We start from the raw sequence: 14,001 nt of genomic DNA, 5'->3' as shown, positions 1-14,001 counted from the left end.
CACCATGGCCTCTGTCAGCACCTGCTTGTGGTTCGAGCGCGACGCCGAGGCGGCGGTGCGCACCTATGTTTCCCTCGTGCCGGGCTCGCAGCTCGGGCCGATCCTGCGCGCGCCCGGGCCCTGGCCCGGGGGCGAGCCCGGCGCGGCGATCCTGGTGAGCTTCACCCTCGGCGGCCAGAGCTTCCAGGCGCTCAACGGCGGCACCCGGGCCGAGTACGGAACCGCCGCCTCGATCGCCGTCGCCTGTCCGGACCAGGCCGCGGTCGACCACCTGTGGGACGGACTGCTCGCCGGGGGCGGCACCGCGATCCAGTGCGGCTGGCTGCGCGACCGCTGGGGCGTGCCCTGGCAGATCTTTCCCGAGATCCTGCCGCGGCTGCTCGCCGACCCGGACCCCGGCGTCGCCGCCCGGGTGTTCTCTGCGATGCAGGGCATGGTGCGGATCGACGCCGCGGCCCTGGAACGGGCCGCCGCGGGATGATCCGTCCCCCGGTTGCCCGCCGGTCCGCCGGCCCTTAGCCTCGGCCCAAGGACCGGAGGGAGGACAGGCATGGCGGGGATGACGCGCAGGCGCGTGCTCGGAAACGCGGCTCTTGGCGCAGCGGCACTTGCCGGCCCGCGGACGGCGCGGGCGGCGCAAGCCCCGAACATCGTCTTCATCATGGCCGACGACCTCGGCTACGCCGACGTCGCCGCTTACGGCCGGCCCGACATCGCGACGCCCCACATCGACCGGATCGCCGCGAAGGGCGTGCGCTTCACGCAGGCCTACGCCAACTCCGCGGTGTGCTCGGCCACCCGCACGGCCCTGATCACCGGGCGCTACCAGTACCGTCTGCCGGTCGGGCTCGAGGAGCCGGTCACGACCCGCTTCACCGGCGGCCTGCCGGCGGAGCACCCGACCCTGCCGGGCCTGCTGCGGCAGGCCGGCTACCGCACGGCGCTCGTCGGCAAATGGCATCTCGGCAGCGTGCACGATTACGGGCCGCTGCAGCGCGGCTACGATGCGTTCTGGGGCTTTCGCGGCGGCACCATCGACTATTTCAGCCACCGCGGCACCGACAACAAGCCGGACCTCTGGGACGGCGACGTGGCGATCGAGGAGGCCGGCTACGCCACCCACCTGCTGGGACAGCGCGCGGTCGAGACGGTCTCCGCCGCCGCGAAGGCCGGGCGGCCGTTCTTCCTCAGCCTGCACTTCAACGCGCCGCACTGGCCCTGGGAGACGCCCGACGACGAGGCCGAGTCGCGCCGGATCGCCGGCAGCAACCTGCGCCACTTCGACGGCGGCACCCAAGAAACCTACCGCCGGATCGTCGGCGAGATGGATACCCAGATCGGCCGGGTTCTCGACGCGCTCGAGGCGAACGGCGTCGCCGAGGACACGATCGTGGTGTTCACGAGCGACAATGGCGGCGAGCGCTTCTCGGACACCTGGCCGTTCACCGGCCGCAAGACCGAATTGCTGGAAGGCGGCCTGCGCATCCCGGCGATCGTGTCGTGGCCGCGGCGGCTGAAGGCGGGTTCGGTCTCGGCCCAGCCGATGATCACCATGGACTGGCTGCCGACGCTGCTGGCCGCCGCCGGCTCCGCCCCCGATCCGGCGTATCCCTCCGACGGCATCGACCTCCTGCCGATCCTGACCGGTGAGGCGCCGGAGCGCCCGCGCACCTTCTACTGGCGCTACCGCGCCAACGCGCAAGCGGCGATGCGCGACGGCGACCTCAAGTACCTCAAAATCCGGGACAACACCTTCCTGTTCGACGTGGTCGCCGATCCGCTGGAGCGGGCGAACCTCAAGGCGCGGCGTCCGGACGACTTTTCCCGGCTGCAGGCGGCCTGGACTGCGTGGAGCGCCACCATGCTGCCGGAGCGCCCCGACAGCTTCACGGAGAGCTACACGGGCGCGCAGCTCGCCGACCATTTCGGGGTGGGGGCGCCGAAATAAGGTTCGGCACCCACGAACACCCCGTCGCCACGCTCTCCGTCATCCCGCGGCCGGGCAGCGGAATGACCAGGAGGGTCTTGCGGCCTCCCGTGGCAGATCAGACTTTCCGCTCGCACCAGTAGACGTGCGTCCGGTACGGAAAGGTCACCTCGCTCCGCCCGTCGAGATCCGGCGTGCGTGCGATGAGCGTCCGCACGTCGTGCGCCACCCGCGCCCGCTCCGTCTCCGGCAAAGCCGCGATGAAGCTCACCGACAGCGTGCGGTCGAGGATCACCTGTTCGGGGGTGCCGGTATGGCCGTGCGGGAACGCGTCCTCATGCAGCGGCCCGAACCCCTCCGCCGGGAACAGCCGCCGCCACGCCCCCGTGTGGTAGCGCGGCGCGTCGCCCTCATGGGCATTCATGATCGCCGTCAGTTCCCCGACCCACGGCGTTGCGTCGTCGCGGACGTTCCAGACGAGGCCGAAGCGGCCGCCGACCTTGAGCACGCGGCGGATCTCGGCCAGGGCCTCAGGCGTCGAGAACCAGTGGAAGGCCTGGGCGCAGACGAGGGCGTCGAGGCTGGCATCCGGCAGCGGCATCGCCTCGGCGGAGCCGGCGAGCGCGGTGACACCCGGCACGGAGGCGGCGAGCCTGTCGCGCATCGCGTCGACCGGCTCGATCGCCGTCACCTCGGCGCCGGTCGCGGCGATGAGGCGGGTGAACTTGCCGGTCCCGGCGCCGAGATCGGCGGCCCTGCGGCCGGGCCCGAGACGCAGGGTGTCGCGCAGCCAGGCGCCGAGCGCCCCCGGATAGTCGGGCCGGCCCCGCGCGTAGGTCTCGGCACCGGAGGCGAAGCCGGTCGCGGCGGCAGGGTGCAGGTCGCTCATGGGTGATCCTCCGGTCAGCGAAGCCAGCCCTTCAGCCGCCGCACCGCCTCGTGCGCCTCGGCCTCGCCGCCGGCGAAGGAGAGGCGCAGGTGGTGGGCGCCGGCCTCCGGGTCGAAATCGAGACCGGGGGTCGCCGCGACGCCGGCCTCGTCGAGCATGCGGCGGCAGAAGCCGATCGAGTCGTTGGTGAGCCGCGCGACGTCGGCGTAGAGGTAGAAGGCGCCGTCGGCCGGATGCACGTCGCCGAGTCCGATCGACGGCAATTCGTTGAGCAGCAGCGCGCGGGCGCGGGCGTAGTCGCCCTTGACCGCTTCCAGCTCCTCGGTCGCCTCGAAGGCGGCGAGAGCCGCGACCTGCGACAGGTAGGGCGCCGAGATGTAGAGGTTCTGCGCCAGCCGCTCGATCGGCCGCACCAGGGATTCCGGCACCACCATCCAGCCGATGCGCCAGCCGGTCATGCAGTAGTATTTCGAGAACGAGTTGATCACGACCGCGTCCGGATCGACCGCCAGCGCGGTGGCGGCCGGCACGCCGTAGGTCAGGCCGTGATAGATCTCGTCGGAGATGAAGCGGATGTTCATCTCGCGGCAGGCCTCGGCGAGGGAGCGCAGGCCCGCCTCGTCGATCATCGTGCCGGAGGGGTTCGCCGGGCTCATCACCAGCAACCCGGAGAGCGGCGACACCGCGTGCGCCGCCCGGAGGCCGGCCGCCGTCGGCACGAAGCCGTCCTCGGCCCGCAGGGTGAGGCCGACCGGCTCGAGATCGACCGCCTGGAGCACCGAGCGGTAGGCCGGATAGCCCGGCGCGGCGATCGCCACCCGTCCGCCGGCGTCGAACAGGCTGAGGAACGCCAGCACGAAGCCCGCCGAGGAGCCGGTGGTGACGACGACGCGCTCGGGCGCCACCGTCACGCCGTAGGCCTCGGCGTAGTGGCGGGCGATCCGCTCGCGCAAGGGGGCGATGCCGAGCGCCTCGGTATAGGGGATGCGGCCGGAGGCCAGCGCCGCCTGCGCCGCCGCGATGGCGGGTTTCGGTGCCGGAGCGGAGGGCTGGCCCACCTCCATATGGACCACGCTGTCGCCGGCCCGCTCGCGCCGCGCCGCGGCGGCGAGCACGTCCATCGCCAGGAAGGGCGCGACGCGGGCGGCGCGGCGGGAGACGAGGGAGGAGGGATCGGACATGACGGGCCTTGGACGACAGGGGCGCGGGTGCGCCCCCGCACATAGCGGGATTTGCACGCGATTGCGCCCCGCCCCCACCGCAGGCGTGATTTGACAAGGCCGCCGCGAAACCGCCTAACCGAGGGATCAAGGAGCGCGCCAGGATTGCGCGCCACCGACGGTGGACGACCCCCGATGAGGACGACGATGCTGCCCCTGCCCCGCCTTCTGCCCGCCCTCGCCCTCGCGGGCCTCGTCGCCGCGGTTGCCCCGACGCAGGCGCAGTCGCCGACCACCACACCGGCGGCCCCCGCCGCTCAAGGACCCGCTGCGACCGCGATGCCGGATGCCCAGCGCCAGGCGATCGAGGGCGTGGTGCGCGATTACCTGATGAAGAACCCGGAGATTCTCCAGGAGGCGATGGCCGAGCTGGAGAAGCGCCAGCAGGAGGCCCAGAAGGTCGCCCAGGCCAGCGCCCTGAAGGAGACTCGCGACACGCTGCACAACTCGCCGCACGGCTTCGTCGCCGGCAACCCGAACGGCGACGTCACCCTGGTCGAGTTCTTCGACTACAATTGCGGCTACTGCAAGCGGGCGCTCAACGACCTGCAGACTCTGATCAAGGGCGACCCGAAGCTGAAGGTGGTCCTGCGCGACTTCCCCGTGCTCGGGCCCGATTCGCTCGAGGCCAGCAAGGTGGCGCTCGCGGCGAAGCAGCAGCTCAAGGGCGACAAGCTGTTCGACTACCACACCCGCCTGCTCGAGAGCCGCGGCCGGGTGAACGGCGAGCGGGCGATCGCGGTGGCCAAGGAGATGGGCCTCGACGTCGCCAAGCTGCAGAAGGACATGCAGGCCCCCGACATCCAGGCGGCCCTGCAGGAGAACGTGGGCCTGGGCGACAAGCTCGGCCTGTCGGGTACCCCGGCCTTCATCATCGGCGACGAGATCATCCCGGGCGCCGTCGGCGTCGAGCCGATCCGCAAGACGGTGGCGGGCGTCCGCCAGTGCGGCCACGCCACCTGCTGACGCACGCTTGCCCGTCGCGCCGGCGCCACTATCGCGCGCCGGCCGCATGGTTTATGAGGCCCGCCGATCGCCCGCCGGACTTGTGACGCCCCCCGCGTCGTCCGATCCCGGGTTCCGGCGGGCCAACCCCCGCCCCTCCTTGACGAGTGCCGAAGACCGCCGTGCCCTCCAACAACAAGCATGACCCGTTCGACCCCGAGCTCGTGCGTGAGCTCGCGACCCTGATCGCCGAGACCGATCTCAGCGAGATCGAGGTCGAGAAGGGCGACCTGCGCATCCGCGTCGCCCGCGAGCGCGCCGTGCAGCAGGTGCAGGTCCCGGTGGCGGCCGCCATCGCCCCGCCCCTGCCCGCCGCTGCGCTCCCCGCCGCCGCGCCCGTCGCCGACGCCGACCCGAAGGCCCTCGCCGCCCATCCGGGCGCGGTGCTCTCGCCGATGGTCGGCACCGCCTACCGCAAGCCCTCGCCGGAGGCGAAGAACTTCGTCGAGGTCGGCTCGCGGATCGAGAGCGGCGCCCGGGTCCTGCTCGTCGAGGCGATGAAGACCTTCAACGACATCGTGGCGCCGCGCTCCGGCACCGTGACGGCGATCTTCATCGAGGACGGGCAGCCGGTCGAGTTCGGCGAGCCCCTGCTGCTGATCGAGTGATCGCCCCGCGGACAAACCGCTGGCGCGCCACCGCTTTGTCCGCGCCGTTCCTTGTTTTGCCGCAGGTTTTCACCGCGAGACCGGCGGCCATTTTTGCGGAACCTGCTTAGGCGCCCATGTTCGACAAGATCCTGATCGCGAACCGGGGCGAGATCGCGCTCCGCATCCTGCGGGCCGCCAAGGAGCTCGGCATCGCGACCGTGGCGGTGCACTCCACCGCCGACGCCGACGCCATGCACGTTCGGCTCGCCGACGAGAGCGTGTGCATCGGCCCGCCGCCGGCCCGCGACAGCTACCTCAACATCCCGTCGATCATCGCCGCCTGCGAGATCACCGGCGCCGACGCGGTGCATCCGGGCTACGGCTTCCTGTCGGAGAATGCGCGCTTTGCCGAGGTGCTCAACCACCACGGCATCGGCTTCATCGGCCCGAAGGCCGAGCACATCCGCGTGATGGGCGACAAGATCGAGGCCAAGCGCACCGCCAAGCGCCTCGGCATCCCCTGCGTGCCCGGCTCCGAGGGCGGCGTCACCGATACCGACGAAGCGAAACGCGTCGCCGCCGACATCGGCTACCCGGTGCTGATCAAGGCGGCGTCGGGCGGCGGCGGCCGCGGCATGAAGGTCGCCCGCAGCGAGGCCGACCTCGAGACCGCGCTGATGACCGCCCGCACCGAGGCGAAAGCCGCCTTCGGCGACGACGCGGTCTACATCGAGAAGTACCTCGAGAAGCCGCGCCACATCGAGGTGCAGGTGCTCGGCGACGGCCGCGGCAACGCCATCCACCTCGCCGAGCGCGACTGCTCGCTCCAGCGCCGGCACCAGAAGGTCTGGGAGGAAGGCCCCTCCCCGGCGCTCAACGCCGAGATGCGCGAGCAGATCGGCGGCACGGTCGCCCGGGCGATGCAGGAGCTGGGCTATACCGGCGCCGGCACGATCGAGTTCCTCTACGAGGACGGGCAGTTCTACTTCATCGAGATGAACACCCGGATTCAGGTGGAGCATCCCGTCACCGAGATGATCACCGGGATCGACCTCGTCAACGAGCAGATCCGGGTGGCGGCCGGAGCGCCGCTCTCGGTGCGCCAGGAGGACGTGCGGGTCGAGGGCCACGCCATCGAGTGCCGCATCAACGCCGAGCACCCGGCCACCTTCCGCCCCTCGCCCGGCACGATCACCTATTTCCATCCCCCCGGCGGCCTTGGCGTGCGGGTCGATTCGGCGGCCTACCAGGGCTACCGCATCCCGCCGCACTACGATTCGCTGATGGGCAAGCTCATCGTCCACGGCCGCACCCGCAACGAGTGCCTGATGCGCCTGCGCCGGGCGCTCGACGAGTTCGTGGTCGCGGGCATCGACACGACCCTGCCGCTGTTCCGCACCCTGGTGCGCAACGCCGACATCCAGAACGGTCTCTACGACATCCACTGGCTCGAGGAGTTCCTCAAGACCGGCGGTCTCGAGATCGAGTAACCGGCCCCGCGAAGCGGCGTCGCGACAAGGGGCATCCTCGCGGGTGCCCCTTCGCATGTCGGCTCGGGAAATCCCGCCGTTGCGGGTGCGGCATCGCAGCAATCGATGGCGCGCAAGTTTTTTGCGGGCGCTGCGGAACGGCGCGGCGCTCCGCCGGTTCTCCCCGCGACAACGGTCGGAACACCTGGATCGTCCCTGCGTCAGGCAGTGAACAGGTCATTCTGAACTGTAACGGTCGCAGTCGAGAACCGAGAGAGACTGTTCCATGCGCATCATCACGCTCGCCGCCATGGCCGCCCTGCTGGCCACTCCCGCCCTCGCCCAGGCTCCGGCCTATCAGGGCCCTGCCTATCCCGGCCCGGCCGCCCCGGTGGTCGATCCGCTCACCACCGGCACCGTCGTGAACCCCGCTCGGCCCGCCCCGGTCGGCGGCGTCGGCCGCAACACCATCGAGACCGAGATCGACTCGGCCAAGGGCGGCAATGCCGCGATGCCGAGCCGCCTGAACCCGAATCTCGGCCAGACCTCCGGCGGCCCCTCGAACTGAGCCGGGCCAGACCCCGTCGACTTCGGGTAAAACGGCCCGCGGCCAGCCGCCGCGGGCCGTATCTCGTTGCGGGCGGCCCCACGCCCTAGTTCGACCGGGCCTACCCGTGTCCGACCACCCTTTTCGAAAAGTCGGGCCGGGGCGAGAATGCCGTCCCCGCACCCAGTGCCCGGAACCCCTGTCGATGCACGGCAGCCTGAACGTCGAGATCACCGCCGAGATCCTGCTCAAGGCCTATGCCGCCGGCATCTTCCCGATGGCGGAGGATGCCGACGACCCGACCCTGTACTGGGTCGAGCCGAAGGAGCGGGGGATCCTGCCCCTCGATCGCTTCCATCTCGGCCAGCGCCTCGCCCGCACGGTGCGCAAGGGCGATTTCGAGGTGGTGACCGACCGCGACTTCGACGCGGTGATCGAGGGCTGCGCCGCCCCGCGGCGCGACAGCGACCGCACCTGGATCAACGCCCGCATCCGCGCCCTCTACGGCGAGTTGTTCGATCTCGGCCATTGCCACACCGTCGAGGTCTATGCGGGCGAGCCCCGGACCCTGGTGGGTGGGCTCTACGGCGTGTCGCTGGGCTCGGCGTTCTTCGGCGAGAGCATGTTCCATCTGGCCCGGGACGCCTCGAAGGTCGCTCTCGTCCACCTCGCCGCGCGGCTGAAGCGCGGCGGGTACACTCTGCTCGACGCGCAGTTCGTCACCAGCCACCTGGCGCAGTTCGGCGCCGAGGAGGTGCCGCGTCAGGCCTACAAGGCGATGCTGCGCGCCGCCATCGAACGGCCGGCGCAGTGGGACGGTGCGCCGCTCACCGGGTCCGAGGCGGTAGCAACCCTCGGCCATCCGTGACACGATTCGCCCGATCCGGATCGGCCGCATCGAAGTCGATCGAGCAGGAAGATTCGGCAATCCCTACTGCCAAACTTTCCCTGACGCGACGTTGTCGACCCGGCGGATTGTTGCAGGACCGTCACTGTGCCCGGGGTTCGCGCGCCGATCCTGGCCCGGTACTTCCTAAGAGTGCCGTATGACCTTTGCCGGGATTGCGGCGAAACGGTGAAGCTCGTTATCTCTCCTCCAATTCGCGGCGCCGTGCGGCACCGCACGAGTCGGATACCGGCGGGGGGAGTATGTCGGGCATGGTTGCGTCGCGCTGGGGACTTCTCGTCACGACCGCGCTCGTGTCGGCGGCGCTCGCCGCGCCGGCATCCGCTCAGGGGACCATCGCCCTCGAGACCATCGACGTCGTCCCGGTGACGCCGGTGGCCGGTTCCGGCGGCACCGGCCGCTCGGCCACGGGCGAACGGATCGAGAGCGGCGGCGCCCTGCCGCTCTCCAAGGTGCCGTTCACCGTCGAGACCGTGACGGCCCGGAAGTTCGAGCAGGACCGCGCCACCCTCGATCCCACCTTCACGCTCGCCCGCACCACGCCCGGCGTGAACCTGTCGGACGGCCAGGGCAACAGCTTCCGCCAGACCCTGACCTATCGCGGCTTCGACGCCTCGCCGCTCCAGGGCGCGCCGCAGGGGCTGGCCGTCTACCAGAACGGCACCCGCATCAACGAGGCCTTCGGCGACGTGGTGAACTGGGACCTGATCCCCCAGGTCGCGATCAACCGCATCGACATCGTCACCGGCAACCCGATCTTCGGGCTGAACGCGCTCGGCGGCGCGGTCAACATCGAGATGAAGAACGGCTTCACCTGGCAGGGCAAGGAAGTCTCGGTGATGGGCGGCTCGGACGGCCGCATCCTGGGCACCCTGCAATACGGCGAGGTGGTCGGCCCCTGGAGCTTCTACTTCGCCGGCGAGGGCCTGCGCGATGCCGGCTGGCGCTACAAGTCGCCGTCGGAGATCGGCCGGGTCTACGCCGATATCGGCCACCGCACCCTCGATTCCGAGTTCCACGTCATCGCGTCCGGCGCCCGGACCTTCTTCGGCGCCGCGGCCGCCACCCCGGTCGACTTCACCCGCGACAACGAGCGGGCGATCTTCACCTCGCCGCAGACCACCACCACCGAGGTCGGCCAGATCCAGGTCACCGGCAAGGTCAACATCTCGCCGACCTGGGATCTCGCCGGCAACGCCTATGTCCGCCGCTTCAGCCAGCAATACATCGACGGCAACGACGGCAACTTCGAGAACTGCTCCTCGCGCTCGAACTTCCGCGGCAACCTGTGCTTCGAGGATGACGGGTTCTCGGCCGCGCCGGGCCAGACCCAGGCGCAGTTCCGCAACCAGTTCCTGATCCTCGGGCCGCAGAACCAGCGGATTCCGTTCCGGGCCGGCGTGCCCTACGGCACCCTCGACACCGTGCGGACCGAGGCGACCGGCTACGGCGGCACGCTGCAGGCGACCAACCGCGACAAGTGGTTCGGCCACGGCAACACCTTCATCGTCGGCGGCAGCATCGACGTCGCGAACTATTCGTTCAAGTCCGGCAGCACGCTCGGCGTCATCAACCCGGACCTGAGCATCACCACGGATCCGAACAACCCGACCTACGGCAACATCCCGGGCCTCGGCGTCGGGCCGATCCGCACCGCCGGGGCGCTCGGCATCGCGCCGAGCGCGGTGACCGGCTCGAACCTCTATATGGGCCTCTACGCCCTCGACACGTTCGACGTCACCGACCGGCTCTCGCTCACCGCCGGCGCGCGGCTGAACTTCGCCCGGATCAACACCCAGGACCTGACCGGCTTCTCGCCCGACGTCACCGGCACGCACTACTTCAACCGCATCAACCCGGTCGCCGGCCTGACCTACCGGTTCTACGACTGGCTGACCCTGTACGGCGGCTACTCCGAGTCGAACCGGGCGCCGACGCCGCTCGAGCTCGCCTGCGCCAATCCGGACCGGCCCTGCCTGCTGCCGAACTCCCTCGTCGCCGACCCGCCGCTCAAGCAGGTGGAAGCGCGCACCTACGAGGTCGGTTTCCGCGGCGCGGTGCCGAACTTCTACGAGGGCGGGCTGCTCAACTACAAGCTCGGCGCCTTCCGCACCGACCTCACCAACGACATCCTGCAGATCGCGGTGCCGGGCAACGCGGCGCGCGGCTACTACGTCAACGTGCCGGCGACCCAGCGCCAGGGCATCGAGGTCGCGGCCGAGTACGTCACCGAGCGCCTGAACCTCTACGCCAACTACGCGCTGATCGACGCCACCTTCCAGTTCCGCGGCGACCTGTCCTCGCCCAACAACCCGCTCGCCGATGACGGGCTCATCACGGTACGCCCGGGCAACAAGGTGCCGCTGGTGCCCGCGCACCAGTTCAAGGCCGGCTTCGACTACGCGATCACGCCGTTCTGGCGCTTCGGCATGAACATGCAGGCGTTCTCGTCGTCCTACTTCCGCGGCGACGAGTCGAACATCAACCGCAAGCTGCCGGCCTATTTCACCGCCAACCTCAACACCAGCTTCCAGCTGACGCAGAACGTGCAGATCTTCGGCCTGGTGACCAACCTGTTCAACAACCGCTACGCCAATTTCGGCACCTTCCTGGAGCGCAGCAACGACTTCGCCGGCCGCTACGTCCTGAACGACCCCCGCACCACCACCCTGGTGCAGCCGCTGTCGGTCTATGGCGGCGTGCGGATGACCTGGTAGGACGACGGCCAAGCAGGTTTCGCCGAAGCGGATACCGGTTCGGCGGCAAAAATCTGCGACAAAACAGGAACCTGAGCGAGCGAGGCGTCGGCCTGCCGACGCAAGTCTGCTTAAGGCGGACGGAGCGCCGTCCGCCGCGAGACCCGAACCGCTCCCCGCACCGACGCCCCGGTGCGGGACAAAGACCAAGCCGCGTCAGGCGGAATTGCGCGGAGCAATTCCGCCTGACGCGCGTCCGTCGCATTGACAGCGAGCCCGCCCCCAGGCTCGTGTCGCGGGGTTTCCCCGCTCCCCCGAGAGCCCGTTGTTTCCGCGCCCCGCCCCCACACCGCCGTTCCCCGAGACCGACGGGGCCGATCCGCACCGTCCGGTGCCGGTCGGCATTGCCGCTGGACGCGGGCTGGTGCCCGCCCTTTGGTCCGGCCGGCCGATGCGGGCGCGGCTGATGGTGGTGGTCGTCCTCATCAACCTGGTGGCGGCGGCGATCTCCGGCGCGGTCATCATCCACAAGGCGCGCAGCGCGACCGAGGTCGAGACCGCGGCCTCGCTGGCGGTGGTCGAGCCCCTGGTGGCCGAGACCCTGCAGGCGCTGCAGGACGCCCCCCTGCCGGGCCTCTTCCGCACCCTCGCCTTGCGCTTCCAGGGCCTGCGCCACGTCCGGGTGACCCTGCTCGATGCCGGGAACCGGCCGGCCGGGGCCGGGCCGCAGCGGGAGGGCAAGCGACGCGCCCCGCGCTGGTTCGCGGCGCTGATCGCCCCGCCGGCGCAACGCCACGAGGTGCCGCTGGTGCTGCGCGGCGCCCGCATCGGCACCGCGCTCGTCACCGCCGAGCCCTCGGACGAGATCGACGAGGTCTGGGGCTACGCCCTGGCGCTCGGCCTGACCGGCCTGTCGCTCAGCCTCGCCATGCTGGCGATCCTGCACGTCGCCTTCGGGCGGATCCTGAGCCCCCTCGCCCAGCTCGCCGGCGGGCTGACGCGGCTGGAGCAGCAGGATTACGGCGCCCGGGTCGATCGGCCCGACACCCGCGAGCTCGCGGTGATCGCCGCCCGGTTCAACCGCCTCGCCGGGGCGCTCGGGGCGGCCCGGGCCGCCAACCTCCGGCTCCACCGCCGGCTCCTCACCGCCGAGGAGGACGAGCGCCGGCGCACCGCGCTGGAACTCCACGACGAGTTCGGCCCGTGCCTGTTCGCGCTCGAGGCCAATTCCTCGTCGATCGCCCGCATCGCCGGGACCCTGGACGAGCCGGCGCGGGGCCGCCTGACCCAGCGCACCGACGACATCGCGGCGATCGTCAAGCGGGTGCAGACCATCAACCGGGCGCTGCTCAACCGCCTGCGCCCGGCCGGCCTCGGCCAGGTGCCGCTCGCCCGGTGCCTCGAACTCCTGGTGCGCGAGGCCGCCCGGCACCACCCGGAGATCGGTGTCGAGGGCCGCTTCGCGCCGCTCAAGGACGGCTACGGCGATCTCGTCGACCTCACCATCTATCGCTGCGTGCAGGAGGGGCTGACCAACGCGCTCCGCCACGCCGGGGCGGAACGGGTGGTCGTCGCGGTCGCCGAGGAGGCCGACGGCCGCCTGCGCCTCACCGTCGAGGACGATGGCGGCGGCTTCGGACCGCAGCCGGGCGAAGGGCCGACCGAAGGGCAAGCCGAAGGATTCGGCGAAGGCCGGGGCCTCGCCGGGATGCGGGAGCGGGTCGAGGCGCTCGGCGGCCACCTGGCGCTGGCCCCGCGGGCGCCCGGCACGGCCCTGCGGATCGTGCTGCCGGCCGGCCCCGAGACACCCGAGGAGGAGTCGCCGTGACCCGCATCGTCGTGGTCGACGACCACCCGATCGTGCTCCGCGGGGCCCGCCGGCTGCTCGAGGATACGGGCGCCGAGGTGCGGGAGGCCGCGAGCCTGTGCCAGGGCTACCGGGCGATCCTGCGCCACGAGCCGGACGTGGCGGTGATCGACCTCACCTTCCCGGGCCGCGACCTCGGCGGGCTCGCGCTGATCGGGCGCGTCCGCAAGCGGGCGCCGACGACCCGCATGATGGTGTTCAGCATGCATGCCGACCCGGCGGTGGTGGCCCGGGCGCTCGCCGCCGGCGCCGTCGGCTACGTGCTCAAGGACGCGCCCGCCGGCGACCTGGTGCGTGCCTACGAGCAGGTCCGGGCCGGCCGGCCCTACCTCGACGGGACGCTCGCCACCGCGGTCGCCCTGCTCCAGGCCGACCCGCGCCGCACGATGCTGACCACCCTCACCAAGCGGGAACGCCGCGTCCTCACGCTGCTCGCCGAGGGCCGGGGCTACACGGCGATCGCCGAGGACCTGTCGGTCAGCTACAAGACCGTGACCAATGCCTGCGCGGCCCTGCGCCAGCGCTTCGGGCTGGCGAGCCTGACCGAGCTGACGCATTTCGCCGTGCGGCACGCGGGGGATCTGCGCTGAAGCGCTCGGAGCCCGGATCGGTTCGGGTTTTCGCCGAGGGGATGGTCGTCGCCGACCGTGTGCGGAAGCCGGCACTTATCCCCGCCTCGATCTGTGACGAGGCGTGGCCGGGTGATCGGGACGGGCGGACGGTCGTCTGTCCGCTCGGCGGCACGGTGAGGTGCGAGCGGACGCCTTCCATCGACGGGGCCGGCAGGTGGTCGGGCCTTTCACGATGTCGGGAGACGCCGTCCCGCCGGGGCGACGTCACGGGCGGTTAAGCTCGCGCGTCGTAGAGCCGTCGCCGCGTTCTCG

The 14,001-nt window shown here is 71.1% G+C and carries 12 protein-coding genes; 10 read left to right on the top strand and 2 right to left on the bottom strand.

Annotated features, from left to right (window positions below; all coding sequences use genetic code 11):
- The first annotated feature begins 4 nt into the window (after positions 1-4).
- Together miv_RS03115 and miv_RS03110 are read left to right on the top strand one after the other, a co-directional pair.
- Positions 5-481 carry a VOC family protein gene (locus miv_RS03115; protein WP_207181377.1) on the top strand — a complete coding sequence of 159 codons (477 nt, stop codon included), beginning with the start codon at positions 5-7 and terminating at the stop codon, positions 479-481.
- 78 nt (positions 482-559) lie between these two features.
- Positions 560-1,948 carry a sulfatase family protein gene (locus tag miv_RS03110; RefSeq protein WP_244748837.1) on the top strand — a complete coding sequence of 463 codons (1,389 nt, stop codon included), beginning with the start codon at positions 560-562 and terminating at the stop codon, positions 1,946-1,948.
- Positions 1,949-2,045: 97 nt separating this feature from the next.
- Here miv_RS03110 and miv_RS03105 read toward each other — a convergent pair whose 3' ends face one another.
- Both miv_RS03105 and miv_RS03100 read right to left on the bottom strand, forming a co-directional pair.
- Positions 2,046-2,816, bottom strand: a complete 771-nt coding sequence (locus miv_RS03105) for a class I SAM-dependent methyltransferase (protein ID WP_207181375.1) — start codon at positions 2,814-2,816, stop codon at positions 2,046-2,048.
- A gap of 14 nt (positions 2,817-2,830) precedes the next feature.
- On the bottom strand, positions 2,831-3,997 hold the full coding sequence (locus tag miv_RS03100; RefSeq protein WP_048425782.1) for an aminotransferase class I/II-fold pyridoxal phosphate-dependent enzyme: 1,167 nt from the start codon (positions 3,995-3,997) through the stop codon (positions 2,831-2,833).
- A 186-nt stretch (positions 3,998-4,183) separates the two neighbouring features.
- On the opposite strand from miv_RS03100, the gene miv_RS03095 reads away from it, so the two are divergent.
- The 8 genes from miv_RS03095 (at position 4,184) to miv_RS03060 (ending at position 13,707) form a co-directional block, all read left to right on the top strand.
- Positions 4,184-5,002: a DsbA family protein gene (locus tag miv_RS03095; RefSeq protein WP_048425781.1), complete on the top strand. Its 819-nt coding sequence runs from the start codon at positions 4,184-4,186 to the stop codon at positions 5,000-5,002.
- A 161-nt stretch (positions 5,003-5,163) separates the two neighbouring features.
- Complete coding sequence (gene accB / locus miv_RS03090; RefSeq protein WP_207181374.1) at positions 5,164-5,649, top strand: acetyl-CoA carboxylase biotin carboxyl carrier protein; 486 nt, start codon at positions 5,164-5,166, stop codon at positions 5,647-5,649.
- 116 nt (positions 5,650-5,765) lie between these two features.
- Entirely contained in the window at positions 5,766-7,121 is a 1,356-nt protein-coding gene (gene accC, locus miv_RS03085) for an acetyl-CoA carboxylase biotin carboxylase subunit (RefSeq protein ID WP_048430660.1), read from the top strand.
- A 265-nt stretch (positions 7,122-7,386) separates the two neighbouring features.
- Complete coding sequence (locus tag miv_RS03080; RefSeq protein WP_048430661.1) at positions 7,387-7,668, top strand: hypothetical protein; 282 nt, start codon at positions 7,387-7,389, stop codon at positions 7,666-7,668.
- 184 nt (positions 7,669-7,852) lie between these two features.
- Positions 7,853-8,515, top strand: coding sequence for a leucyl/phenylalanyl-tRNA--protein transferase (gene aat / locus miv_RS03075; protein ID WP_207181373.1), 663 nt, complete (start codon positions 7,853-7,855; stop codon positions 8,513-8,515).
- A 290-nt stretch (positions 8,516-8,805) separates the two neighbouring features.
- A complete protein-coding gene (locus miv_RS03070) occupies positions 8,806-11,271 on the top strand; it encodes a TonB-dependent receptor (protein WP_058617964.1) in 2,466 nt (821 codons plus the stop codon).
- 430 nt (positions 11,272-11,701) lie between these two features.
- On the top strand, positions 11,702-13,078 hold the full coding sequence (locus miv_RS03065; protein WP_082172056.1) for an ATP-binding protein: 1,377 nt from the start codon (positions 11,702-11,704) through the stop codon (positions 13,076-13,078).
- Complete coding sequence (locus tag miv_RS03060; protein WP_048426849.1) at positions 13,075-13,707, top strand: response regulator; 633 nt, start codon at positions 13,075-13,077, stop codon at positions 13,705-13,707. The genes miv_RS03065 and miv_RS03060 overlap by 4 nt, the downstream gene beginning before the upstream one ends.
- The last annotated feature ends 294 nt before the right edge of the window (positions 13,708-14,001 follow it).

Source organism: Methylobacterium indicum, from assembly GCF_017347565.1.
Taxonomy (GTDB): Bacteria; Pseudomonadota; Alphaproteobacteria; order Rhizobiales; family Beijerinckiaceae; genus Methylobacterium; species Methylobacterium indicum.
The sequence above is the reverse complement of the archived record's forward strand: the minus strand, read 5'-3'. Positions and strand labels throughout refer to the sequence as shown.